This window comes from Lentzea roselyniae, from assembly GCF_039537795.1.
Lineage (GTDB): Bacteria > Actinomycetota > Actinomycetes > Mycobacteriales > Pseudonocardiaceae > Lentzea > Lentzea atacamensis.
In genome coordinates, this window is sequence record NZ_BAABBE010000023.1 from 94,783 (window position 1) to 117,254 (window position 22,472).

Sequence of the window (22,472 nt, forward strand, 5' to 3'; positions counted from 1 at the left end):
CCCGGTGCAGGTCACCGGGGGTCTTTTCGTGTTGCTTCACTCGAATGCCGAGGTGCTCAGCGGCAGTCGGACGCCGGTCGGCTCTCATCGGTCTGCACCAGGGACTGGAACACCAGGCCCAGCAACACCGGCAGCCCCACCACCGTCGTGACCAGCGCGGGAATCTCCACCGCGCCCACCACCACCCCGGCAGCCAGCACCGCGGCCAGATACGGGAACCGCACCCACACGCGATGCCAGGGCCGCCGCCACCGCACCCCACCGGACACGGCCGCTGCGACCGCCACTCCGGCCCCGGACACGACGGGCGACAACGGCACCGTCGTCCAGGAAGCAGTGATCAGCCCTGCCGACCCCATCAGGCCGAACACGGCGGCGGAGAAGAGGAACGGCACAGCCAGCCACAGGCGCGGGCTCATCGGCCGTTCGGTGGTGCAGAACACGGCACACAGTGTGATGGAAGCTCACCAACAACACTGAGCCGTATTTGGTCGAACGGGCACACCTTGCGCCGAACGGCGTATCACGGAGGTTAAGCGGTTGTGACTTCTGACACGCGGAGGCGTCGGGAACAACCGCGTTTTTGCACGTGTTGAAGGGTCTGGCACACTAAACGGTCGAGTCCGGCTCCGGTTCACCCGTCATCAGCAACAGGGACCCGGCGGCCATCCTTGAAAGGGACAAGATCTTGAAGACTGGAATCCACCCGGAGTACGTGACCACCGAGGTCACCTGCGGCTGCGGCAACACCTTCACCACCCGGAGCACCAAGACCTCCGGCTCCGTGCACGTCGAGGTCTGCTCGAACTGCCACCCGTTCTACACGGGCAAGCAGAAGATCCTGGACACCGGTGGCCGCGTCGCGCGCTTCGAGGCGCGTTACGGCAAGCGCAACAAGTAGCTGCGTTAACGGCGCCTGACCCCGGCAAACGAGCCGGGGTCAGGCGCCGTTGCCGTCTCCACCACCAAAAGAGGAGCCAAGAACGTGTCGCAGTCGCTGGACAGCCTGCTCGCCGAGTACGACGAGCTCGAGAAGAGGCTCGCCGACCCCAGCGTGCACGCTGACCAGGCGGGCGCGCGCAAGCTCGGCAAGCGGTACGCCGCGCTCGGCCCGATCGTGAAGACGGCTCGGGAGATCGAGCAGGTTCGCAGCGACCTCGAGGCCGCGAAGGAGCTGGCGAGCGAGGACTCGGCGTTTGCCGAGGAGGCCAAGCAGCTCGAGGAGCAGCTCCCCAAGCTGGAGGAGAAGCTCACCGAGCTCCTGCTGCCGCGCGACCCGCACGACGGCGACGACGTGCTGCTGGAGATCAAGTCCGGTGAGGGTGGCGAGGAGTCCGCGCTGTTCGCCGGCGATCTGCTGCGGATGTACACGCGCTACGCCGAGCGTCAGGGCTGGAAGGTCGAGATGCTCGACGGCACCGACTCCGACCTGGGCGGGTTCAAGGACGTCACGGTCGCCATCAAGGCGAAGAGCCCGACGCCGGACGGTGTCTGGAGCCGGCTGAAGTGGGAGGGCGGCGTGCACCGCGTGCAGCGCGTGCCCGTCACGGAGTCGCAGGGCCGCATCCACACGTCCGCTGCCGGTGTTCTCGTGTTCCCGGAGGCCGAGGAAACGGCCGAGGTCGAGATCGACGAGAAGGACCTGCGCATCGACGTCTACCGCTCGTCCGGCAAGGGCGGGCAGTCGGTCAACACCACCGACTCCGCTGTGCGCATCACGCACCTGCCGACCGGCATCGTCGTCTCGTGTCAGAACGAGCGCAGCCAGCTGCAGAACAAGGCCCGCGCCATGCAGGTCCTGCAGTCGCGCCTCGCTGTCCTCGCCGAGGAGCAGAAGGCGCAGGAGCAGTCGGACGCCCGTCGCAGCCAGATCCGCACGGTCGACCGGTCGGAGCGGGTGAGGACCTACAACTTCCCCGAATCACGAATTTCTGATCACCGGGTTGGGTACAAAGCGCATAACCTGGACCAGGTGCTCGACGGTGACCTGGACGCGGTGGTGGACGCGCTGGCCGCCGCCGACCGGGCAGAACGGCTCGCAGGCGGGTAAACCGACGTGAGAGGGGCGCGTTGTGGCCGAGATCCTGGTGAATCCCCAGATCGCACCCCTCGACCAACCGGTCGACATCGTCGTCGTGGGTCTTCCGCCTGGTGACGAGATCACCGTTCAACTGTCCACGGGCGACCGTGCGTCCCACGGTGTCTTCACCGCTGACGAGCGGGGCGTCGTGGACCTCACCCGGCACGCCCCGAAGGAAGGCACCTATCGCGGTGTCGATCCGATGGGCCTGTTCTGGTCGCTCGAACGCACCGGCGGCAAACCGGGTCCGATGTGCCTGTCCGTCGAGGGCGCTGGCGAGATCGAGCTCAAGCGGCTGACGATCCCCGAGGGCGTCGAACGCGTCGAGGTCCGCGAGAACGGGCTCGTAGGCACTCTGTTCGCCCCTGAGGACGATGGAGGAGACCTGCCGGGCGTGATCGTGCTCGGTGGCTCCGAGGGCGGCCTGCACGAGTCCGACGCCGCTCTCCTGGCCGCGCACGGGTTCGTGACTTTCGCGCTGGGCTACTTCGGCATGAAGGGGCTGCCGGAGCATCTCGTCGACATCCCGCTCGAGTACTTCGGCACCGCGATCGACCACCTGGCAGAACGGTGCGGCGAGATCGGCGTCATCGGCGGGTCGCGCGGTGGCGAGCTGGCGTTGCTGATCGGTGCCACCCACCCGCAGGTCAGGGCCGTGGTCAGCGTGGTGGGCAGCGGCGTGGTGACCCAGGGCATCGGGCCGGGCGCCAACCTGCTGCAGAAGCTGTCGTACGAAGCGGCGTCGTGGACGTACAAGGGCGAGCCGCTGCCGTACCTGCCGTACTACGTGAGCGACGAGCTGCGCTCGAAGATCGTGAACGACGAGCCGGTGCCGTTGAGGCTCGCGTTCGACACGTCCGACGGCATCCCCGAGGACACCGAGATCCGCGTGGAGAACATCGTCGGGGGTGTGTTGCTCATCTCGTCCGGACACGACGACGGGTGGCCGAGCACGGAACTGAGCGAGGTCGCCATGCGGCGGCTGAAGGACCACGAGCACCCGTTCCCGTACGAGCACGTCGTGTATCCCGAGGCAGGACACCTGATAGCGGCGCCGCCGTACCGTCCGGCGACGGATGTGACCTATCCGGGGCCCGGTGTCACCTTCTCGGGTGGTGGTGTTCCGCACGCCACCGCGCACGCTCAGGCGAACGCTTGGAAAAGGACGGTTGAGTTCTTGCAGGAGCAGCTCGGGACCTAGGGTGTGTGCTTATGAGCGCACACTTTGATGTCGTCGTCGTGGGTGCGGGTCCCGGCGGGTACGTGGCCGCGATCCGGGCGGCTCAGCTCGGGCTGAAGACCGCCGTTGTCGAGGAGAAGTACTGGGGCGGCGTCTGCCTGAACGTGGGCTGCATCCCGTCGAAGGCTCTCCTGCGCAACGCCGAGCTCGCGCACATCTTCACGCACGAGCAGAAGACGTTCGGCATCAAGGTCGACGGCAACGTCAGCTTCGACTACAGCGCGGCGTGGCAGCGCAGCCGCAAGGTCGCGGAAGGGCGCGTCAAGGGCGTGCACTTCCTCATGAAGAAGAACGGCATCACCGAGTACAACGGGTGGGCCAACTTCACCGACGACCACACGCTGACCGTGAACGGCGAGACGATCACCTTCGGCCACGCGATCATCGCGGTGGGCGCGACGACCCGGATGCTGCCGAACACGCAGAAGTCCGACCGCGTCGTGACCTACGAAGAGCAGATCATGACCGAGGACCTGCCCGAGTCGATCATCATCGCCGGCGCGGGCGCGATCGGCGTCGAGTTCGCCTACGTCATGCACAACTACGGCGTGAAGGTCACCATCGTCGAGTTCCTCGACCGGATGGTGCCGCTCGAGGACGAAGAGGTGTCCGCCGAGCTGCTCAAGCGCTACAAGAAGCTGGGCGTCGACGTGCGCGTCGGCACCCGCGTCGAGTCGATCGACGAGTCGGGCGAGAAGGTCCGCGTCACCGTCTCCAAGAACGGCGCCCAGGAAGTCCTGGAGGCCGACAAGGTCATGCAGGCCATCGGTTTCGTGCCGCGGGTCGAGGGCTACGGCCTCGAGAACACCGGCGTGAAGCTGACCGAGCGCGGCGCGATCGACATCGACGGCCGCGGCCGCACCTCCGTGCCGCACATCTTCGCCATCGGTGACGTCACCGCGAAGCTGATGCTCGCGCACACGGCCGAGTCCATGGGCATCATCGCCGCGGAGACCATCGCGGGCGCCGAGACCATGGAGCTCGACTACGTGATGATCCCGCGGGCGACGTTCTGCCAGCCGCAGATCGCGTCGTTCGGCTACACCGAGGCGCAGGCCCGCGAGAAGGGCTTCGACGTCCAGGTCTCGAAGTTCCCGTTCACCGCGAACGGCAAGGCGCACGGCCTCGCCGAGCCCGGCGGCTTCGTGAAGCTGATCAGCGACGCCAAGCACGGCGAGCTGCTCGGCGGCCACATCATCGGCCCGGAGGCCACCGAACTGCTGCCCGAGCTCACGCTGGCGCAGCAGTGGGACCTCACGGTGCACGAGGTCGCGCGCAACGTGCACGCGCACCCGACGCTTTCGGAGGCCGTCAAGGAAGCCGTGCACGGCCTGGCCGGGCACATGATCAACTTCTGAGATAGTTTCTCGCTGATGATGAACCGGCAGCCGCTCCGCCTTGCCATCTCCGAGGCGGCCAAGATCCTCGCCGAGGCCGGCGTGGACAGCCCGCGCGTCGACGCGGAGTTCCTGGCCGCGCACGTGCTCGGCGTGGAACGGGGGCGGCTGCCGCTCATCCCGCTGGTCGATCCACCTGTGATCGACCAGCTGCACAAGCTCGTCAGGACGCGGGCCTCGCGGATTCCGTTGCAGCACATCCTCGGCTGGGCGCCCATGGGTGCCATCACGGTCGAGGTCGGGCCGGGCGTGTTCGTGCCGCGGCCGGAGACCGAGCTGCTGATGGAGTGGGGCCTCAAGGCGCTCGTGGGCGTTTCCTCGCCCGTCGTGGTGGATCTGTGCACCGGCACGGGCGCGTTGGCACTGTCGGTCGCCGCGGCCCGCCCGGACGCGGTGGTGCACGCGGTGGAGATCGATCCCCAAGCGCTCGCGTGGACACGGCGCAACGCCGACGCGCGGGTGGCCGCCGGGGACACACCCATCCGCCTGCACTCCGGTGACGCCACGGATCCGTCGCTCCTGTCCGATCTGGACGGTCAGGTTGATCTCGTGGTGTGCAATCCGCCTTACGTGCCAGAGGGAACCGAAGTGCAGCCCGAGGTCGGCGTGCACGATCCGCACCACGCGGTGTTCTCCGGCGCCGACGGGCTGGACGTGATCCGGCACGTGGTCTCCGCCGCGGCACGGTGGCTCAAGCCGGGCGGTGCCGTGGGAATCGAGCACGACGACACGCAGGGCGAGTCCGTGCCCGCGCTGCTGGCGGCGCGCCGGGTGCTCACGGACGTCGCCGACCACGCCGATCTGGCCGGGCGCCCCCGGTTCGCGACCGCCCGCAGGGTCTAGAAGAGCGCGTCGAAGGCTTTCGCCAGCTCCTTCATCCGCTCGCCGAGCCCGCGATCGCTCAGCCTCTCCATCAGGTGCTCGGCAACGTCCTTGCCCGGCTTGGGTTTGCGCGCCTCGATCCGCAGGTCGTCGACAATCTCGATGGTCGACGTGGGAGCCTTGGCGTCGTTGAGGTCCTCGCGCAGCTCGTCGAGGAGCCGCAACACCGCCGAGACGTCCTTGATGTGTCCGATGTGGACGCCCGCAGCCCTGTTTCGTTCACTCATGGGTTTTCCTTGCTCGTGCCGACCTTCGTGGTTCCGGTGTGCGCCCTGCCGGCGCCGGTGATGCGCGCCTTGTTCCCGATCGCGAGCCCTGCGTCGCCTCTCACCGGCTTGAACCTGGCGTAGCAGCTGCCGCTCCTGCACCGCTCGCCGGTGAACGCGCAGGGCACGAAGATCGGCGCGATCGCGCTCGCGGCCGACCCGAGCACGAGCGACCCGTGCGGCGAGCCCCGCCGCACGCGTTGCCCGCCCCTGAACCACACTCCGGCCGCGAGCACGAGCAGCTGCGGCAACGCGAGCAACGTGCCGTTGCCGACGAACGGTCCCGTCGCCGCCGACGGCTTGCTGTCGCACACCCCGCGCCACGTCCGCACGACCTCCGCGCCGACGTTGACGCCGGGCGGCGGCCGCGGATCCGGCCGAGCGGCCTGCATCGGGTACCTGTGAATGGCCGAGTCCGTGCACTCCTGGTCGTGGTGCGCGGCTCCGCAGCGGAAGCGGGTCGTGTCGTCGCGCAACTCCGGAGAATCGCTTCCTATCGTCGCCGCAGGAGCTGACATTGTCCTGTCCACTTTCTGTCATTGAATCGAGCACTTTGCGTTTGTGCTGGTCGGTGACTTGTTTAATGCGCATTCCGATGCCTTTGGTTCTGATAACTGGCACAATAGTCGCTCGAGATCGGAATCGGACCCCAGGTGGCAGAATTGCGAATTGTCAATGCGCCGAACGAGGGCAGATGACTCCCTTCCCAGACGCCCCACCGATCCGCTGCTTCCTGAGCTACGCCCGCCAGGACGACGTGGTGATGGACTTCGTTGATCCCTTCGCCACCGCCCTGCGCCACTACGCCTACGCCGACCGGGGCCGCGACCTGGAGATCTTCTTGGATCGCGAAGCCATCGGCTGGGGCGATCTCGCCCAGCCGGCGATCAGGGCTTCGGTGCGCAGCGCCACCGTCTTCCTGCCCGTCCTGACCCGCCGCTACTTCGATCGCCCGTACTGCCGCGAGGAACTCTTCGTCTTCTACAACCAGGCCTACGTGGAAGGCGTTCGCGGCCTGCTCCTCCCGGTCGTCCTGCTGGGACACGACCACCTCACCGACGACAACCCGGACCTGGCCGTGCAGATCATCGTGGAGCGCCAGCACCGCAGTGTCCGTGAGGCGTGGCTCGACGGCCCTGCCTCTCCGGCATGGCGGCGGACGATGCTCGCTCTGGCCGGTGAGCTGGTGGACCACGTCGAGGAGGCGGAGCGTCGCCTTGTCACCGAAGCTGATCCGCACCTGCCCGACGCTGCGGAAGCCGTCGCCGACATCGAACGCTTCGGGTACGACACGGGCCACGTCGTGGAGTTGACTTCTCAGGTGCTGCAGCAGTTCCAGAACATCGTTGTGACGGCTACCGATGACGCGTCGCGGGCGGAGGCGCTGCTACCAGGCGCACTGCGGCTGCGGGACTCCGCCCGTGCGTACGAACGCAGAGTCTCCGAGGTCGATCGCCTGGTGCGCGCGAGACCGGTTCGGCTCGGGCCCGGCGCCGCGGCTCTCCGAGAGCTCGTCGACGCCATCGAGCAGTTGCTCACCAGCACGGCGAACGCGGAGCTGATGAGCGTGCCGATGCGTCGGCCGATGATCGCTTTCCGGGAGGGACTGACCGCATTGCGGAGCGCGGTGAACATGGTCACCGCCTGGAAGGACTTGCCAAATCCTGGCCAATAACTCGCCGACTCGCGGGGCGTGGTCCGTCCGGTCCTAGTTTCGGACGGGTGTCCGAGCCCGCTGAGTTGGCACGCGAGTACGTGCGAGCACTGGCCACCGCCGCCGGTCTCCACGTGTCCGCCTGTGACGCCGCCCGCGACGGCGTCGACTTCGGGTTCCGTTTTCCTTCCGCCGTCTTTCCCGCTGTGGAGGCACGGGTCGTGTGGACGGCGAAGCCGCGTGGTGACGGTGAGGACGCGGAGTGGATCTACGACGGTCTCGACGAGGTGTGCTTCAACCGGCTGGCTGGGCGCGACTTCACCGTGCCGCGCTTCCTGTTCCTGCTGGTGCTGCCACCTGATCGCGCCTACTTGTCGTTCCAGTCCGACGGGATGGTGCTCCGGCACCTCGGCTACTTCCATCCGATGGGCGACGAGGTTCCGGTGTCCGCGCCCGATCGCTCGCGATGCAGGACTGTGCAGCTGTCGCTGGCCAGGGTGCTGACCGGCGCCTCGTTGCGCGAGTTGTTGCGGAGCGTTCGATGACCGCGCTCCCGGTGGAGGCGATCACCGGCTACCTCCGCGCCACGGGGTGGTATCCGCAACCGCGGATGTGGACCACGTTGACGGTGTGGACACACGACGACGGCGCCGAAGTGCTGGTGCCCGCGCGGGACGGCATGAACGACGCGGAACTGCGCGTCCGTGAACTGCTGCAGGGCGTCGCGGCACGGGAAGGTCGTGCTGTTGCGGACGTTGCGCTGGACATCGCCACACCGCCCGCGGACATGATCAGCGTGCACACACATCCGCCGGACGCACCGAGCGGTTGGTCTTCGCTGTCGTTCGCGGTGGAGAACCTCACCAGTCTCACGAACGTCGTGCACGCTACGACGAGAGCAGTGGACCAGGGTGCCTACATCGGCTCACGGGGCAGGTTGCCCAAAAAGGTGCACGACATGGTCGGCCGGATGCAGGTCGGACCTGCCCGCGCAGGTAGTTGTGTGTTGCCGGTCAGGGTTCCGGTCGACGACTACGCGCGCCGAGTTCTGGTCAGGCTCAACACAGCTCTGGACGCCGTGAGGATGGCGGTGGCGCAGGACGATCTCGCGGCGTTCCGGCACGCGGTGGTCGCAGGTGCCTCGGCGGACCTGTGCGACGCGCTGTCCGGGTTCGCGGGCGAGCAGGCGGCGTGGCCGTTCGGCTTCTCGTTCCGATGGGCAGCCGGTGACGCCCCGGGGCACACGGTTCCCGAGATGACGTTCGACGCGGGTGCCGGAGCCCGCATCCGTGCTGGAGCGCGGTTTCTGCGGACGACGCAGGACCTCGGCACGGTCACGGTGACCGGGCTGGTGCGCACGGCACGGATCGACCGGATGGTGCAGGTCGACACCGTGTGGATGCGGTTGCTCAACCTGACCTGGTTCGACGCGGCGGTCACTGCCCAGAAGGAGAAGCACCCGGTGACCGTCTCCGGACGGCTCGTAAGCGAGGGCCGGCGCGCTGAACTGAAAGTGGACCGCTTCGACGTAATCGACTGCGAGGGATGAGGATGCGGGAGCTCGGGATCAAGCAGCGTGCGGCGCTGATCACGCTGATGGCTGAGGCGCGAGAGGTTTCCAACAACGAACTCGAGAACCTCGCCGGCTTCCGCCTCGATGGTGAGGAACGCCGGGTGCTCAACGAACTCGGGCTCGTCGCGAGCGTCCGGGAGCGGAACAACAGGCCGTACCGGCACGAGCTGACCGACGCGGGATGGGATTGGTGTGCAACGGAGTTGACGTCCAGCACGCCACCGAGGTCCCAATCCGCGGGCGGAGCGCTCTACGCGTTGCTCGGCGGTCTGGCGCGGTTCCTCGAACGGTCGGGACTGCGTTTGAACGAGATCTTCGAGGCCGGTGAGCTCGCCATTGATCGGCGGGTGCGCGCGGCCTACACCAAGCTCGCTCCCGAGCCGCGTGCCTGGGTCGGGCTCGCGGCACTGCGCAGTGCGCTCAACGGGGAGCCACGCGGTGAGGTGGACGAGGCGTTGCACCGGTTGAACCGGGCTGCCGACGTCAACATCATTCCCGAGTCGAACCAGAAGGTGCTGACCCAGGACGACCACGAGGCGGCCATCCGCATCGGTGGAGAGGACCGCCACCTCATCGCGATCGGTGCGCGATGACTCCCGAGGAACGCAAGGCCTTGGCGGCGTTGCGGTTCAACTGGGCGCTGACGCCCGACGACGTCTGGGGCGGAGCCCAGTTCCACGTCGAGGGCCTGCACACCGAGGTCGAGGAAGCCGTCCTCGCGGGACTGGCGGATGCCGCGCGCAGCACGGGTGCCAGCCCGATCGGGCTGGTGATCCAAGGCCAGAAGGGTTCCGGCAAGACCCACCTGCTCGGCTGGGTGCGGGGCCAGGTGCAGGAGACGGGTGGCTACTTCTTCCTGGTGAAGCTCATGGAGGGCAACGCCTTCTGGACGAACACCGCGAACGCGTTCGTCGAGGGGCTGGTGCGGCCGGGCGCGGGTGGGCGGAGCCAGGTCGCCCAGTTCCTGGACAGGTTGTCCGTGCTGACGGGTACGCCGGCGACGAACCTCGACGAGTTCGTCGCCTCTGTGCGCCGGTTCAACCGTCTGGTGTGGCAGGAGTGCCAGGACACGTTGCGGGCGTTGGTCCTCTTCGCGTCGCCGGACGATCGTCTCTCCAACATCGGCGATGACTACCTGAGCGGGATGCCGGAGACGACCCCCGGCGATCGCGAGACGTGGCGCATCCGGCCGCATCCGAAGCAGCCGCAGGAGATCGTCAGCGAGATCACCAAACTGCTGGCGCTGACCGGTCCGATCGTGGTGGCGGTGGACCAGATCGACCAGCTGGTCGCGGTGTCGAAGCAGGCCACCGGTGGCGAATCAGAGGAAGACGACGGCCAGCTGTTCGCCCGTGTCGGTGAAGGCCTGATGTCGTTGCGGGACCACACGAGCAGGACCCTGTCGTTGGTCGCGTGCCTGCCCCACGTCTGGGAATCGTTGCGACGCAAGGCCGCGGACACGTTCGCCGACCGGTTCCGGTCGGAGCGGCAACTCGCGGAGATCCCGAACGGCGGTCTGGCCCGCGCGTTGGTGGAGAAGCGGCTCGCGGTGACCTATCAGGAACTGGACTTCGTCCCGCCCGGCCCGACCTGGCCGATCAGCAAGTACGCGTTCGCCGGCATGCAGCAGTACACGCCGCGAAAGCTGTTGCAGCGCATCGACGAGCACGCCAGGTGGTGCCTGCGCGGTGACACCGTGCGGGAGCTGGACCGGTTCGACGCGGAGGCGGAACCCGTGGCCGCGCAGCCGCCACCGGCAGAGGACGATCTGACCGCCCTGGACGGCGTGTTCGAGAAGCTGCGTGCGGAAGCGGACGTTCGTCCCGCCCTCGACCAGGGAACCGAGGACGAGGTGGTGCCAGGCCTCTTGTCGGCCGCGCTGACCGCGTGGATCGCCGAGCTGGGGGAGAACGACCAGGGCTGGAGCCTGGAGTCGCCGCCGTCGGTGAAACCGGCGTTGCACGCGAGGCTGATCCGCACCCTGGACGAGGACACGGAGAACGAGGCGCACTGGGCGTTCCGCGCGATCGCGGCCCCGCATCACGGGGCCGCGTTGTCGCGGTTGTCGAAGGCGCGCAGCGCGGCCGCGCACCACCTCGGCTCCGACCGCCGCAGGCTGATCCTGCTGCGCAACCAGCCGTGGTCGTCTGGCCCTGTAACCCAGGAGAAGATCGCCGAGTTCCGCGAGGCCGGCGGCAGGGACGTGCCCGTGTCCGAGTCGGATCTGCGCGCGTTCGCCGCGTTGAAGGAAATGCTGGCCGCACAGGATCCGCGGCTGCCCGCCTGGCTGATGGCGCGCAAGCCCGCGAGCGACACCGAGCTGCTGTCCGGGGTGCTGCCGACCTTGTTCCCCGCGATGTCCGGCCGGCTGACCACTGAACCGGTCGCCGCCTCCGGTGTGCCGATCGGCAGTGTGACCGTGGAACTGGCGACGTTGCGGGAACACGTCTTCATCTGCGCGGGCACCGGTTCCGGTAAGACGGTTCTGCTCAGGAGGCTGGTCGAGGAGTGCGCGCTGCGGGGCGTGTCGGCGATCGTCCTGGACCCGAACAACGATCTCGCACGCCTGGGTGACGCGTGGCCGACACCTCCACCTCGCTGGGGATCCGGCGACGCCGAACGCGCACGCACCTACCTCGCGGGCACGGAAGTCGTGGTGTGGACACCGAAACGGCAGTCCGGCAGGCCGTTGTCCTTCCAGCCGCTGCCCGACTTCGCAGGCGTGCTCGAGAACCCGGACGAGTTCGAGATGGCACTGGACGTCGCGGTGTCGGCGCTGGCTCCCCGTGCCGGCATCGCGACGTCCACGGTCAGGAACCAGCGGTCGAGAGCGGTGCTTCGCGATGCGCTGAAGTCGTTCGCGGGTATGGAGAAGCGCGAACTGGAGTCGTTCATCGACCTGCTGGCCGACCTGCCGAACGGCGTCACGGGCATGGCCAACGCCCGAGCGATGGCGGGCGAGATGGCGGAAACCCTGAAGGCCACGATGATCAACGACCGCCTGTTCGCGGGCGCGGGCGAGCCGGTGGACCCCGCCCTGCTGCTCACGCCGTCACCCGGCAAGGCGGCGCGTGTGTCAGTGATCAGCTTCGTCGGTCTCACGTCCGAGGAACAGCGGCAGAGCTTCGTGAGCCAGTTGCAGATGGAGCTCTTCGCCTGGGTCAAGCGCAACCCCGCGCAGTCCCTCGGCTGGCTGCTCGTGATGGACGAGGCGCAGACGCTGGCCCCGTCCGGCAAGGCCACGACCTCGACGGCGAGCACCCAGATGCTGGCCGCCCAGGCACGCAAGTACGGCCTGGGCCTGGTGTTCGCGACGCAGGCGCCCAAGGGGCTGGACAACCGCATCACCGGCAACGCGACCACGCAGATCTTCGGCAGGCTGAGCAGTCCCGCGCAGATTCGTGCGGCAGAGGAGCTGGCCAGGGCCAGAGGCAGCGCCGTGCCGGACATAGCCCGGTTGACCAGAGGTGAGTTCTTCGTCGCGACCGACGCCACCGGCTTCCACCTCACCACGGTGCCGATGTGCCTGAGCCATCACCCGCCGAATCCGTTGACAGAGGACGAGGTGATCGACCGAGCCCGCCGGTGAATTGACAATTCGTGGCCAATTACCTGACGTTCAGTCACGTTAGGGCCAAACGGTCGTATGTTCTTGCACCGGGGAGGGCACGCGGTCACGCGCTTGAGGAACCGCCGCCTCGCGCGTGACCGCGTGTGCGCCGATCTAGAAGAAATCCGGCTGCAGCTTGGGCTTGTCCGGCCGTTTCTTGGGCTTCCGCGCAGGCCACCAGAGCACAAGAGCGAAGTACACAGCTCCTGCCAGCACCGAGAGTCCCGTCACTGCGCTGATCAGCGGCCTGATCGTGCCGGGCTCCGCGTAGCCCGCCAAGCCGGTGCGGTCGACGACGAGGTCGATTCGCTCGCCGATCGGCTTGGTCCAGTAGCCGGGACTGGGGCGGTAGTCGATCTGCAGCGAGCCACAGCTCAGGTCATTGCGGTAGTAGCTCGGCGCCCGACGGGAGGTGTGCTCTGACCGACCGGTGACAAGGCAGTCGTTCGCCGGTGCGCCGTAGATCGAGAGCCACAGGGACTTCATCCCCACCGAGGACACGAACGCGATCGAGACGACGACGAGCATTGCCCAGGCGGAGGTCCTGCTCCAAGGACGCAGCCGACTTGTCGCGAACCAGGCCGCTGCTCCGGAGAGCAGAGCGACGGCGATGGCGAGGAGTGATCTCAGGTCACCCTTCATCGCCAGAAGTGGCGCTGCGATCGCGCAACCGATCGCTGCCGCCAGGAGCGCCGCCCAGCGCGCCCGTCCGGTGGGGTGTGACTGATCGTCTGACGAGGTCACAGGTCGAGATATCCCTGCTGTCGTTCGAACGCCTTCTTCTTCTCGTCCGGGATGCCCTGCGACTGCAGTTCGTCCTGCTTGGAGGTTTCGCGAAGCACATCCGCACCCAGTTTGATCTGGTAGCCGCCGTCCATGACGTTCGGCACCGAGTGCGGCGTGACGGAACCGTCGGCTCTGGTGATCGGCTTGAACGGCGTGTAAGCGTCGACGGCGTCTTGTTGCCACGGCTTGGACGGAACCTTCTGGCTGTACGGCTCTTCGTACTTGTTCCTCCAGGTATTGCCCGCGTCTGCGTAACCGTCCTTGAACTCGTGTCCGCCTTGCTTGAGCTTGTCGAACGCCTCGCCCGTGGTAGGACGTGAGTTTCCCCAGTTCTCCAGCCGTTTTCCGGCGTCGCTCAGCGCATCCGCCCTCGGGGTGGCCGGTGCGTGCGGAGCGCTCGGCGCGTCGACACCTCGCCCTCCCTTGCCGAATCGTGCGAGCCGCGCCAGCACGTCGCCCAGCTTCGCAAAGAGGTTCTTGAGCCTGCCGGCGATCCTGGTGACGATCTTCACCAGCTTGGCGATCTGCTGAGTGATCTTGCCGAGCACCACCGCACCGCGTCCGACGGCCCACGCTGAGAACGCCGCGATCGAGCTGCCCAGCGACACGTAGGACGAGGCGAGCGCGATGATCGCATTGCGGATGACCTCGTAGATGAACATGGCGACGAGGTCACGGAGCATGCCGCGCACTGCGGCCGTGATCGTGCCCGCCGTGGCAACCTGCTCCCCAACTGCCGCGCACGACCTGCTGACTGCCGTCATCTCGACGGCGAGCTGACTCTGGCTTGAGCGGAAGCGCTCGGCCGCAGCCTCCTGCCACGAACCGACCTGGCTCTGCATTGCCTTGTTCTGCTCGTCCGCGATCTGCGCGATCGCGACCGAGACCTGGTTCCACGTGCCGACCGCGGCTTTGATCTTGTCGCCGTTGCCTGCGAGCCAGTCCAGCGGTTCACGCAGGAAACTGAGGTGCTCGATGAGCCAGCCGATTCCCGCGGTCGCCAGCGCTCCGACCGGGTCCATGAACACGCCGAGTGCGTCGAGGCCGAGTGCGGCCGCGTTGAGTCCCAGCTCAGCCGCGTCACCCTCGCCGAGTCGTTTCATCGAGTCGACCGTCTGGGCCAGGGACTCGAACACTCCGGCGCCGGCGAAGTTGTCGGGATCGGCCCAGTCATCGCCTCCCTTCAACGAGGTGAAGGTCATCAGGAGCCCCCGAACCGCTGGCGGTTGGCGTCCTCGTTCAGCTTGTAGAACGATGCTGTGGCCTTCGTGTTCTCCGCAGCCTCACCGACCCCCTCGGCGAGCTTGCGGATGGCCTCGACAGTCTTGACCGCGGAGTCCTCGGCGTCGAAGGCGAAGAACTGCAGGAGAACACCGAACGTGTCGCCGCCGAGGTTCACCCCGGCGGCCTTGTCCGCAGCCGCCTCAAGCGCCTGCTGACGAGTGAACTGATCCTTGGCGAAAGCGTGCAGCTCGCTCGGGTTGACGCTGAACCCGCTCATCTGAGCACGCTCCCGAAGCCGTCCTCGTCGTCATCCTGCGGGCGCTGTGGCCGTGCGGGAGACGATGTGGGTTTCTGCGCCGGGCTGTCCCAGGAGACCTCGCGCATCACCTGACCGTCTTCCTGCGGTGGCGGCGGTTCCTCTTCCTCCTGTTGTGGGATGAAGCTGCGCATGAAGTCCATCGCCTCGGTGCCACCGAACTCCGGCTCCACAATGGACGCCACCTGCTCGGCCGCCTGAACCTGTGCCTTCTGCACGGTTTGCATCACGAGCTGGCTGAGCTGGACGTGAGTGAGGCGCATCGCGGTGGGCGAGAACTCGATGTGCTGCAAGGCGCCGTTGGGTGCCACGCGCACGGTCACCGCCTCGTTGGGTGAGGTGACGGTGCTGCTGGCGTGCTGGATCTGCTCCTGCATCTGCTGGGAGCGTTGCTGGAGCTGCCGCGCCTTGGACTCGAGGTCCGCGATCATCTGTTCCGGGTTCATCGCTCCCTCGTCATCGCCAGCACCTGCCCGAGGTGTCGTGCCAGGCCCATGTTGTCGGCGGGGCTGATGGTGAACCAGCCTTTGCGGGTCTCGACGTTGGCGTAGCGCCCCTGTTTCGTGTCGATCCAGGTCACGGGCGGGAAGTCCCGCTTGGTGCGGCCCTGGCCCATCTGCACTAGGAAGTGGCCGTTGCCGATGGCCGGGCCGGTCAGCATCTGCTTGGCGATGCGGACGTCGTCGTTCTCCATCGTGCGCACGGCCTGGCGGAAGCCTCGCTGTTCCTGAGGTTGCTGCTGTTCGAACGCCTCACCGGGAACCGTCACCGGCCTGCCGGGGCCGGGGCGGCCGGGTGGCATGGCGTTGACCAGGCTGGTGGCGATCTCGTTGGGCTGCACCAGGTTCAGGGTGACGCTGGTGTCCTCCTGGGTCACCAGCACCGCGTAGCCGCCGCGGGCGACCACGCCGGCGCGGACCAGCTTTTCCTGGTTCACGTCTGGGATGCACAGGGCGACGACGCTGAGTTCGGGGCGTGCCAACAGGTTCAGCGCGTCCTCGAGGTCCGGCTCCGGCCTGCCGCGCCGCGCAAGGTTGCGGCGTTCGAGATCAGCGTGCACCGCGGCTTTGATGCGGGCGCGCTCGTCGAGCGTGTCGCCGTGCTGGCTGATGTCGAACGGGTACGGCATGCTCCCCGCCCGCAGGTCCTCCCAGAGGACCTCGAACGCGGGCAGGGAGAGCTGGGCGATCTGCCTCATCCGCCGATCACCGGCGGCGCGACCATGCGATCGTCGTCGAAGAACTCGTCAGTGGGCACGAGGTAGTTCGACTTGTGTTCTTTGTCTTCCTCGCCACCCTTGCCGGCACCAGCGCTACCGGCACCCATGCCCGCGGCACCGGCAGCACCTCCGCGACCCGCCGCACCGGCGCCCGCCCCGGCTCCACCCGGACCGCTGCCCATGACTCCGGCACCGCCGCCGGGGTTGGCGGGACCGAAGCTGCCCATGCCGCGACCGGCACCGCCCATGCCACCGGCGCCCGTGCCGCGGCCACCGCCCGCGCCGCCACCGCCGGGTCCACCCGGCCCGCCAGGCCCGCCGGGGCGCATGCCTTGCCCGCCACCGGGAGGCCTGCCCTGACCTCCGCCGCCGGGTGGGCGCATGCCGGGAGGCAGCGCGCCCGGAGGTCCGTACGGCGGACGGTTCTGGTTGCCACCTCCGGGCGGGTTGTTCGGGTTGAAGTTGCCGGGGAGGTTCGGGTCCTTGGCCTGCGGTGCTACCCAGGACGGGTTCGTCGTGCCGTTGCCGGTGTTCGACGGCATGTTCGGCATGCCGGTGTTGTTGCTGAACCTCTGGTCCGTGTTGACGTTGCTGAGGCTCTGCGAATGCGTGGTGCTGCTCGGCTGCGTGACGCCCTGGTCCTGCGTGACCTGCGGCGTGGTGTCCATGGCTGGCATGGATTGCGCCGCGGACATCATCGTGGCGTCACGCGTCTGCATCACCTGGACGGCCTGCTGCTTGGCCTCTTGCTTCTCGTTGTACGTGGAAAACATCTCATAGGCCCCGCCAACCATGGCTGGTGGCGCGATGACAGCGGCGCCAGCCCACTTTCCGGCGATCTTCAACGGGTTGAAGTCGACCGGTTCGGGCATGCTCCGGTTCGCCTGTACCGCCGCGTCCCGCTGCACCGCGATGGCGCTGGCGGTGGCGTGGAACGCCGAACCGGTGTCGTCCGCGAACTGGCCGACCTTGCCCAGCGCCTGCCGAACCCCCTCGGCAGCCTTGCCGTTCCACCCGGCCTGGGAGTCGTTGACGATCTTGTTAAAATCGGCGGCCAGCTCTCTGAACGTGGTTCCGAACTGAGCCCAGACGTCGATAACACCCGTCGAGGCATTTGGGTCGTAGTTCTGGTTGACCAGACCTCTCATGTGTCCGTGCTCTTGGGCTGGATAGTTCTCCGTCGACGGTTGAACGACGGGCTTGACGGGCGCCATGCGGATTCCCCCCTCGAACGGCTTTACTGCAGCTTTGCGACGATCTTGTCTGCAGCCTTCTCGGCACGAGCGCACGCTGCGACCGTGTCGGTGGACGAGATGTCCAGGTTCGCGATGACCGAAACTGACGAGGTCTCGGTGACGGAGATCCAGAGCGCGCAGATGTTCTTGGCGCCTTCGAAACCCTCGGTCTTCTTCGCGTCGAACTTGCCCACCTTGACGTCGGAGACCTTGTCGCCCTCGACGTTCAGGTCCTTGAGGCCTGATTTCGTGCGGACTCCGGCGCTGAGGCCACCGTTGCCGCTGATCTTCCATTGACACTCGTCCGCAGTGCCGGTTTTCGTGTCTTTACCAGGGTATTCGAGCCCGAATTCGGTGACCTCGGATTGGGTCAGGAGATCGCAGGGCTTGATGGAAGCAAGTTTCGATGCGTTCTCGGAGCTGGTGGGGGTGCTGCCGGTAGTCGGTGCTGGGGTGGCGTTGCCACCGGTAGTGGTACATGCGGTGGACAGCGCCGCAATGCCGATGACAGCTGCGATCAGAGTGTGTTTCATGACTTCCCGTTGAGGTGCTTGAGCGAGTCGGCGTGAGCCTGATCGACATTCCGGTAGGAGGTGCGGCTCTTTTCTAGCTGCTCGATGAGCGAGTCAATGGCCTTGCCGATATCCGTGATCTGTGAAATAGCGCTTTGGCCAAACTGCTTGTTGATCTCGCTGATGGCCTGCGCGTAGCCGCCACCGAGCTTGGTGTCAGCAGTTAGCTGCTGCTTGCGGCGTTGGATCTCTCCCAGGGCGTCCTTCATATCGCGCAGCTTCTTGATCATGCTGTCGACGGCACTCGGGTCGACGGAGAACGTCCGTCCCCGACGCCACTCCTGTGGCGACCGCCTTGGTTGCCGTCGAGATCTCCGCGACGCCGGTCCCCAGCACGGCCTGGACTGACTTGCTCGACAGGCTGCGTGCAGGCTTCCCCCACGATGTTGCTTCCTCGGACACAGAAGCTCGACCCTCCCCGATAGCGCTCTGTGGTCGGCTCATGACCATACAGTGATGCGCCCGTTCGGGAGATGCGTTGAACTACTCAACCCTGTTTGGGTTAAAACTTTGCCTGGCCAGGAAGGCCTTGAACGCGCTAAGTGAGAATGAAAGCACAGGTCCAGAGGGGTGCTTGGAGTCGCGGACGCCCGCGCGGGTGATGGTCAATGCCACCTCGACGCAACCCTCCTGGCTGCCGCTGTAGCTGCTCTCACGCCACTCCACCTGTTTCCCGCCCACGCGCCAGGCCGATGATCATCCGCACCGATTCTTCCGCAGGTAGTGCGCCCCGGACCAGATGCCGGATGGCGGTTTCGTAGATGTCGATCTCTTCAGGTTCTCAATCGGCGCACCCACTCGTCGATGAGTGCGAGCAGTCGGGGTGGCTTTGGCCGGTCGAGAACGGAGTGGCTCTGGATGCGGACCGTCATGCGTGCCTCAACCTCATCGGCGGGCACCATTTCGCATTCGATCATCAAGGCACGCGTGTAGTCGGGGAGTTGGATCAGGCCGCGGACGTTCATGCACTCGTAGCGCTGCGGGCATCAGTTCTGTGCGTCGTTGTTCGGCGGTCGGGCCGGTGGCGATGGCACCACCCTGCAGACTCACGTTCCCGTTGTCCGCCAAGAAGTTGAGCACCCAGTCGATCTGGGTGTTCCCCAGGCAAGTCCGTCCTGTCCCGACGGACGGGGACGCGGCGACCGGAGGTCCGACGGGTGGCGGTCGCCGGGTCGCAAAAGTAGGCATTCGCGGCTGCGGCTCGAGGTTTGTCCCACACGTTCAGCTTGAGGTCGAGTTCGCGGTACTCCGCCTTGTTGACTGTGCCTTCGGCCACGATGTTGTGGTGCAGGCACGGCATGCCGCCCTGCAGCGCGAACTCCGGGTGGCGCTCCATCCTGGTCAGCGACGTCTTCGGATGGAACTGGGTCTTCACCGCAGCTTCCGGTGGGACGTCTCCGTCCAGGTAGTCGTGCATCACGACCCTGTCGTGGTTCAGCGCGACGCCCAGCCGGGTCAGGCTGTCGATCGTGATCACCGAGCAGGCGTCGTGGATCGGTGTGCCGCCGAACTTCGGCGCGGGCCCCGGCCAGGCACACGATCAGTCCCAGCGACGGCAGCACGAGGAACCAACGCATCAGCAGTTCTCGTCGGCCGCGGCCAAGGCGTTGCCGAGGTCGCGCGCGAACTCCCCGACCTTCTCCAGGCCGGTGCCGGGCCGGGCCATGGACCGTTCGATGATCTCCTCACCGAGCGTGACGATGTCTTTCTCCTGCATGAGGCCTCCTGGGGTCGAAGGCTCGGCCCACACGGCGGAAGTTCCCGGCACCGATGTGTGCGACCAGCCGTTCCAAGAGGTCCATCGGCATGGTGTCGGCGGACCACGCGTTGAGGCACAACCGGCAGATGGCGTTCAACCGGTCAGGTGGCTCGAATGTGCCGAACACGGCGGTCACAGGATGTGGGCAGAGCACGAAGTCAAGAAAGCCGGTTCCACTGCCCTCCGGGGAAGGTTTGCCGCCCTGGCAAAACCGATCGGAGGCGGCTGGCTAGGCTTGCCAGGGTGAGCACGGTCTACGACTGCAGCGAACCGAGCAACCGCGCGGCGGGTCTCGCCGCCGCGGCCGGTGCGGTGCGGAGCGGGCGCCTTGTCGTCCTGCCCACCGACACCGTTTACGGGATCGGCTGCGACGCGTTTGACGCTGAAGCGGTCCGGAGTCTTCTCGAGGCCAAGGGGCGTGGGCCTGACATGCCCGTGCCGGTGCTGGTCGGGTCCTGGACCACGATCGACGGGCTGGTTCTCAGCGTGCCCAGGCAGGCGAGGGCGCTCATCGAGGCGTTCTGGCCGGGCGGGCTGAGCATCGTGCTGCCGCACGCGCCGAGTTTGGCGTGGGACCTCGGGCAGACGCGCGGGACGGTGATGCTGCGGATGCCGTTGCACCCCGTCGCGCTGGAGCTCCTGCGGGACGTCGGGCCCATGGCCGTGTCCAGTGCCAACAAGACCGGGCACGCGCCGGCCTCCAGTGCGCAGGAGGCGCGGGACCAGCTCGGGGACGCGGTGCCCGTCTACCTCGACGGCGGGTTGAGCGGGGAGAACATCGCCTCGACCATCGTGGATCTCACCGGGGCCGACGCGCTCATCCTGCGTGAGGGTGCGGTGAGCAGGGAAGAGGTCAACGAGGTGCTGGGGATCGAGGTCGACGTCGCGCGATGAGCGGCGGCTGCCAGAATTGATCATGTCGCCGCGGGTACCGTGGCGAGCACCCCGAACCACTCCCGATTGATTGGTAGGCCCGTGGGGCCCGCATACTCGTTCGTCCTTCCCGTGCGCGAGTACCTGCTCGTCGCGTTGATCGCTGCCGTGGTGACGTTCCTGCTGGTCGGTCTGGTGCGCGCGATGGCGTTCCGGCTCGGGGCGGTGGCTTATCCGCGGCAACGCGACGTGCACGTGCAGCCCATGCCGCGCATGGGTGGTGTTGCCATCTACGGCGGCGTGCTGTGCGGCATGTTCGTGGCGCACCAACTGCCGGTGCTGCGGGCGGCGTTCGACTTCTCCAACGACCCGTGGGGTGTCATCGTCGCGGGTGGCGTCATCGTGCTCGTGGGTGCGATTGACGACAGGTTCGAGCTCGACTCGCTCACCAAGCTCGCCGGGCAGGTGACGGCGGCGGGCATCCTCGTGTTGTTCGGTCTGCAGTGGATGATCGCGTGGGTGCCGTGGGACGGCGGCGCGACGATCTCGCTGGACCAGAACCAGGGTGCGCTGCTGACCGTGCTGCTCGCGGTCACGATGATCAACGCGATGAACTTCGTCGACGGACTGGACGGGCTCGCCGCCGGCATCGGGCTCATCGCCGCGGCGGCCACGTGCGCGTTTTCGATCGGCCTGCTCGTCGAGCGGCAGGGTGCGGTCGAGGCCTACCCGCCCGCGCTGATCGCCGCCGCGCTCGCCGGTGCTTGCCTCGGGTTCCTGCCGCACAACTTCAACCCCGCGCGCATCTTCATGGGCGACTCGGGCTCGATGCTCATCGGGCTCATGCTCGCCGCCGCCACGACCAGCGCGTCCGGCAAGATCAACCAGGCGACCGGCAGCGCTGCCGACCTGCTCGGTCTGCTGTCGCCGCTGATCGTCGTCGCCGCCGTGCTCTTCGTGCCGCTGCTCGACCTGCTCATGGCGATCATCCGCCGCACCCGGCGCGGGGAAAGCCCGTTCTCGCCGGACAAGATGCACCTGCACCACCGGTTGCTGGAGATCGGGCACTCGCAGCGGCGCGCGGTGCTGCTCATCTACTTGTGGGCGGGCGTGCTCGCGTTCGGCGCGGTGGCGCTCACGTTGTTCGACCCGATCATCGTGGCGACCTGCTTCGTCATCGGGCTGATCGTGACGTTCGTGGTTTCGGTGATCCCGCGGCTCAGGGACGCCCGCAAGCCGTAAACGGCGTTCATCTTGTTTGGACCCGCTTAACCGGCGTTAACCCGGGCTGCCCGCCGGGCGGCGCGAGTGAGTTCCTACACTTCAGTGCATGAGCGGCAGCAACGATGCAGTCAAGGCCGTCACGCACGAGCTGACCGTCCAGCGGCTCGCCGGGGAAATGTTCCGCGCGGCTGCCTGGGCCGCGCTCGGCACGTTTGTCCTCGGCGTCGCCGTGTCAACTGTGATCTGGGGGACCGCTGGTCTCGTCGGGTCATTGATCGGTGGTGCGATCGCCATCGGCTCGAGCCTCGCGACGCTGTTGTTGATGCGCAAGACCGCGGCGCTCGATCCCATGTTCGTGATGGTCGCCGCACTCGGCGGATTCATGGGCAAGCTGATCGTGCTGCTACTCGCTGTGATCTTGCTGCGCAACCAGTCGTGGCTCGAACCCAAGGCACTCGGAATCACCCTGGTGGCGACTGTGCTCGTGACGTCGTTCCTGGAGGCCAGAGCTTCCAAGCGCAGCCGTAGCCAGATGGTGGTCCCCGCCTCCGAAGGCACCTGA

28 protein-coding genes are annotated in these 22,472 nt (G+C 67.1%); 13 read left to right on the top strand and 15 right to left on the bottom strand.

Going from position 1 to position 22,472, the window contains the following annotated elements; genetic code table 11:
* Positions 1-56: 56 nt before the first annotated feature.
* Positions 57-443, bottom strand: coding sequence for a hypothetical protein (locus ABFX45_RS32920; RefSeq protein ID WP_109634702.1), 387 nt, complete (start codon positions 441-443; stop codon positions 57-59).
* Positions 444-688: 245 nt separating this feature from the next.
* On the opposite strand from ABFX45_RS32920, the gene rpmE reads away from it, so the two are divergent.
* The 5 genes from rpmE to prmC all read left to right on the top strand — a co-directional run bounded on the left by rpmE (position 689) and on the right by prmC (position 5,560).
* Positions 689-901 (top strand): 50S ribosomal protein L31, encoded by a 213-nt coding sequence (rpmE, locus tag ABFX45_RS32925; RefSeq protein WP_030472471.1) that lies wholly within the window; start codon positions 689-691, stop codon positions 899-901.
* Between the two features lie 84 nt (positions 902-985).
* On the top strand, positions 986-2,050 hold the full coding sequence (gene prfA, locus ABFX45_RS32930; protein WP_109634699.1) for a peptide chain release factor 1: 1,065 nt from the start codon (positions 986-988) through the stop codon (positions 2,048-2,050).
* Between the two features lie 22 nt (positions 2,051-2,072).
* A complete protein-coding gene (locus tag ABFX45_RS32935; protein ID WP_346134226.1) occupies positions 2,073-3,281 on the top strand; it encodes an acyl-CoA thioester hydrolase/BAAT C-terminal domain-containing protein in 1,209 nt (402 codons plus the stop codon).
* An 11-nt stretch (positions 3,282-3,292) separates the two neighbouring features.
* The gene (lpdA, locus tag ABFX45_RS32940) at positions 3,293-4,678 is read left to right on the top strand and encodes a dihydrolipoyl dehydrogenase (RefSeq protein ID WP_109634695.1); all 1,386 of its coding nucleotides are present in this window, start codon (positions 3,293-3,295) and stop codon (positions 4,676-4,678) included.
* Positions 4,679-4,696: 18 nt separating this feature from the next.
* A complete protein-coding gene (gene prmC, locus ABFX45_RS32945; protein ID WP_346134281.1) occupies positions 4,697-5,560 on the top strand; it encodes a peptide chain release factor N(5)-glutamine methyltransferase in 864 nt (287 codons plus the stop codon).
* Here the strand turns inward: prmC and ABFX45_RS32950 are convergent.
* Positions 5,557-5,826 (bottom strand): hypothetical protein, encoded by a 270-nt coding sequence (locus ABFX45_RS32950; protein ID WP_109634692.1) that lies wholly within the window; start codon positions 5,824-5,826, stop codon positions 5,557-5,559. The genes prmC and ABFX45_RS32950 overlap by 4 nt on opposite strands.
* Complete coding sequence (locus ABFX45_RS32955) at positions 5,823-6,341, bottom strand: hypothetical protein (RefSeq protein ID WP_346134229.1); 519 nt, start codon at positions 6,339-6,341, stop codon at positions 5,823-5,825. Before ABFX45_RS32955 ends, ABFX45_RS32950 begins: the two co-directional genes overlap by 4 nt.
* A 218-nt stretch (positions 6,342-6,559) precedes the next feature.
* On the opposite strand from ABFX45_RS32955, the gene ABFX45_RS32960 reads away from it, so the two are divergent.
* From ABFX45_RS32960 to ABFX45_RS32980, 5 genes are read left to right on the top strand one after another with little or no spacing between them, the layout of a single operon-like run.
* The gene (locus ABFX45_RS32960) at positions 6,560-7,540 is read left to right on the top strand and encodes a toll/interleukin-1 receptor domain-containing protein (protein ID WP_346134231.1); all 981 of its coding nucleotides are present in this window, start codon (positions 6,560-6,562) and stop codon (positions 7,538-7,540) included.
* Between the two features lie 47 nt (positions 7,541-7,587).
* Entirely contained in the window at positions 7,588-8,064 is a 477-nt protein-coding gene (locus tag ABFX45_RS32965) for a DUF4365 domain-containing protein (RefSeq protein ID WP_109634683.1), read from the top strand.
* Positions 8,061-9,068, top strand: coding sequence for a hypothetical protein (locus ABFX45_RS32970; RefSeq protein WP_346134233.1), 1,008 nt, complete (start codon positions 8,061-8,063; stop codon positions 9,066-9,068). The genes ABFX45_RS32965 and ABFX45_RS32970 overlap by 4 nt, the downstream gene beginning before the upstream one ends.
* Positions 9,065-9,685, top strand: coding sequence for a hypothetical protein (locus tag ABFX45_RS32975; RefSeq protein WP_346134235.1), 621 nt, complete (start codon positions 9,065-9,067; stop codon positions 9,683-9,685). The genes ABFX45_RS32970 and ABFX45_RS32975 overlap by 4 nt, the downstream gene beginning before the upstream one ends.
* The gene (locus tag ABFX45_RS32980) at positions 9,682-12,681 is read left to right on the top strand and encodes an ATP-binding protein (protein ID WP_346134237.1); all 3,000 of its coding nucleotides are present in this window, start codon (positions 9,682-9,684) and stop codon (positions 12,679-12,681) included. Before ABFX45_RS32975 ends, ABFX45_RS32980 begins: the two co-directional genes overlap by 4 nt.
* Before the next feature lie 135 nt (positions 12,682-12,816).
* Here the strand turns inward: ABFX45_RS32980 and ABFX45_RS32985 are convergent, their stop codons facing one another.
* The 12 genes from ABFX45_RS32985 to ABFX45_RS33040 all read right to left on the bottom strand — a co-directional run bounded on the left by ABFX45_RS32985 (position 12,817) and on the right by ABFX45_RS33040 (position 19,771).
* On the bottom strand, positions 12,817-13,344 hold the full coding sequence (locus ABFX45_RS32985) for a hypothetical protein (RefSeq protein WP_146231469.1): 528 nt from the start codon (positions 13,342-13,344) through the stop codon (positions 12,817-12,819).
* Positions 13,345-13,442: 98 nt separating this feature from the next.
* Complete coding sequence (locus ABFX45_RS32990) at positions 13,443-14,690, bottom strand: hypothetical protein (protein ID WP_346134239.1); 1,248 nt, start codon at positions 14,688-14,690, stop codon at positions 13,443-13,445.
* Positions 14,690-14,989, bottom strand: a complete 300-nt coding sequence (locus ABFX45_RS32995) for a hypothetical protein (protein WP_346134241.1) — start codon at positions 14,987-14,989, stop codon at positions 14,690-14,692. Before ABFX45_RS32995 ends, ABFX45_RS32990 begins: the two co-directional genes overlap by 1 nt.
* On the bottom strand, positions 14,986-15,474 hold the full coding sequence (locus ABFX45_RS33000; protein WP_109634664.1) for a YbaB/EbfC family nucleoid-associated protein: 489 nt from the start codon (positions 15,472-15,474) through the stop codon (positions 14,986-14,988). Before ABFX45_RS33000 ends, ABFX45_RS32995 begins: the two co-directional genes overlap by 4 nt.
* Positions 15,471-16,226 carry an ESX secretion-associated protein EspG gene (locus ABFX45_RS33005; RefSeq protein WP_346134243.1) on the bottom strand — a complete coding sequence of 252 codons (756 nt, stop codon included), beginning with the start codon at positions 16,224-16,226 and terminating at the stop codon, positions 15,471-15,473. Before ABFX45_RS33005 ends, ABFX45_RS33000 begins: the two co-directional genes overlap by 4 nt.
* Entirely contained in the window at positions 16,223-17,395 is a 1,173-nt protein-coding gene (locus tag ABFX45_RS33010; RefSeq protein WP_346134245.1) for a hypothetical protein, read from the bottom strand. Before ABFX45_RS33010 ends, ABFX45_RS33005 begins: the two co-directional genes overlap by 4 nt.
* A gap of 89 nt (positions 17,396-17,484) precedes the next feature.
* Positions 17,485-18,015 (bottom strand): DUF3558 family protein, encoded by a 531-nt coding sequence (locus ABFX45_RS33015; protein WP_109634657.1) that lies wholly within the window; start codon positions 18,013-18,015, stop codon positions 17,485-17,487.
* Positions 18,012-18,284, bottom strand: a complete 273-nt coding sequence (locus tag ABFX45_RS33020; protein WP_346134247.1) for a hypothetical protein — start codon at positions 18,282-18,284, stop codon at positions 18,012-18,014. The genes ABFX45_RS33015 and ABFX45_RS33020 overlap by 4 nt, the downstream gene beginning before the upstream one ends.
* 253 nt (positions 18,285-18,537) lie before the next feature.
* Positions 18,538-18,735, bottom strand: a complete 198-nt coding sequence (locus ABFX45_RS33025) for a DUF397 domain-containing protein (protein ID WP_346134249.1) — start codon at positions 18,733-18,735, stop codon at positions 18,538-18,540.
* A 92-nt stretch (positions 18,736-18,827) separates the two neighbouring features.
* Positions 18,828-19,019, bottom strand: coding sequence for a Scr1 family TA system antitoxin-like transcriptional regulator (locus ABFX45_RS33030; protein WP_109634650.1), 192 nt, complete (start codon positions 19,017-19,019; stop codon positions 18,828-18,830).
* Positions 19,016-19,531 (bottom strand): hypothetical protein, encoded by a 516-nt coding sequence (locus tag ABFX45_RS33035; protein ID WP_346134251.1) that lies wholly within the window; start codon positions 19,529-19,531, stop codon positions 19,016-19,018. Before ABFX45_RS33035 ends, ABFX45_RS33030 begins: the two co-directional genes overlap by 4 nt.
* Before the next feature lie 99 nt (positions 19,532-19,630).
* Positions 19,631-19,771 carry a hypothetical protein gene (locus ABFX45_RS33040; RefSeq protein WP_346134253.1) on the bottom strand — a complete coding sequence of 47 codons (141 nt, stop codon included), beginning with the start codon at positions 19,769-19,771 and terminating at the stop codon, positions 19,631-19,633.
* Positions 19,772-20,056: 285 nt separating this feature from the next.
* Here ABFX45_RS33040 and ABFX45_RS33045 point away from each other — a divergent pair, with 285 nt between their 5' ends.
* The 3 genes from ABFX45_RS33045 (at position 20,057) to ABFX45_RS33055 (ending at position 22,472) form a co-directional block, all read left to right on the top strand.
* Positions 20,057-20,707 (top strand): L-threonylcarbamoyladenylate synthase, encoded by a 651-nt coding sequence (locus tag ABFX45_RS33045; protein WP_109634644.1) that lies wholly within the window; start codon positions 20,057-20,059, stop codon positions 20,705-20,707.
* 81 nt (positions 20,708-20,788) lie between these two features.
* Positions 20,789-21,928: a glycosyltransferase family 4 protein gene (locus ABFX45_RS33050; protein ID WP_109634642.1), complete on the top strand. Its 1,140-nt coding sequence runs from the start codon at positions 20,789-20,791 to the stop codon at positions 21,926-21,928.
* 88 nt (positions 21,929-22,016) lie between these two features.
* A complete protein-coding gene (locus ABFX45_RS33055; protein ID WP_109634639.1) occupies positions 22,017-22,472 on the top strand; it encodes a Cg1360 family ATP-synthase-associated protein in 456 nt (151 codons plus the stop codon).

Excerpts from the sequence above, each read along its gene's own strand:
- lpdA (WP_109634695.1), top strand. The coding sequence starts at position 3,293 with ATGAGCGCACACTTTGATGTCGTCGTCGTGGGTGCGGGTCCCGGCGGG.
- prmC (WP_346134281.1), top strand. The coding sequence starts at position 4,697 with ATGAACCGGCAGCCGCTCCGCCTTGCCATCTCCGAGGCGGCCAAGATC.
- ABFX45_RS32950 (WP_109634692.1), bottom strand. The coding sequence starts at position 5,826 with ATGAGTGAACGAAACAGGGCTGCGGGCGTCCACATCGGACACATCAAG.
- ABFX45_RS32960 (WP_346134231.1), top strand. The coding sequence starts at position 6,560 with ATGACTCCCTTCCCAGACGCCCCACCGATCCGCTGCTTCCTGAGCTAC.
- ABFX45_RS32970 (WP_346134233.1), top strand. The coding sequence starts at position 8,061 with ATGACCGCGCTCCCGGTGGAGGCGATCACCGGCTACCTCCGCGCCACG.
- ABFX45_RS32975 (WP_346134235.1), top strand. The coding sequence starts at position 9,065 with ATGAGGATGCGGGAGCTCGGGATCAAGCAGCGTGCGGCGCTGATCACG.
- ABFX45_RS32980 (WP_346134237.1), top strand. The coding sequence starts at position 9,682 with ATGACTCCCGAGGAACGCAAGGCCTTGGCGGCGTTGCGGTTCAACTGG.
- ABFX45_RS32985 (WP_146231469.1), bottom strand. The coding sequence starts at position 13,344 with ATGAAGGGTGACCTGAGATCACTCCTCGCCATCGCCGTCGCTCTGCTC.
- ABFX45_RS32990 (WP_346134239.1), bottom strand. The coding sequence starts at position 14,690 with ATGACCTTCACCTCGTTGAAGGGAGGCGATGACTGGGCCGATCCCGAC.
- ABFX45_RS32995 (WP_346134241.1), bottom strand. The coding sequence starts at position 14,989 with ATGAGCGGGTTCAGCGTCAACCCGAGCGAGCTGCACGCTTTCGCCAAG.
- ABFX45_RS33000 (WP_109634664.1), bottom strand. The coding sequence starts at position 15,474 with ATGAACCCGGAACAGATGATCGCGGACCTCGAGTCCAAGGCGCGGCAG.
- ABFX45_RS33005 (WP_346134243.1), bottom strand. The coding sequence starts at position 16,226 with ATGAGGCAGATCGCCCAGCTCTCCCTGCCCGCGTTCGAGGTCCTCTGG.
- ABFX45_RS33010 (WP_346134245.1), bottom strand. The coding sequence starts at position 17,395 with ATGAGAGGTCTGGTCAACCAGAACTACGACCCAAATGCCTCGACGGGT.
- ABFX45_RS33015 (WP_109634657.1), bottom strand. The coding sequence starts at position 18,015 with ATGAAACACACTCTGATCGCAGCTGTCATCGGCATTGCGGCGCTGTCC.
- ABFX45_RS33020 (WP_346134247.1), bottom strand. The coding sequence starts at position 18,284 with ATGATCAAGAAGCTGCGCGATATGAAGGACGCCCTGGGAGAGATCCAA.
- ABFX45_RS33030 (WP_109634650.1), bottom strand. The coding sequence starts at position 19,019 with ATGAACGTCCGCGGCCTGATCCAACTCCCCGACTACACGCGTGCCTTG.
- ABFX45_RS33040 (WP_346134253.1), bottom strand. The coding sequence starts at position 19,771 with ATGCAGGAGAAAGACATCGTCACGCTCGGTGAGGAGATCATCGAACGG.
- ABFX45_RS33055 (WP_109634639.1), top strand. The coding sequence starts at position 22,017 with ATGAGCGGCAGCAACGATGCAGTCAAGGCCGTCACGCACGAGCTGACC.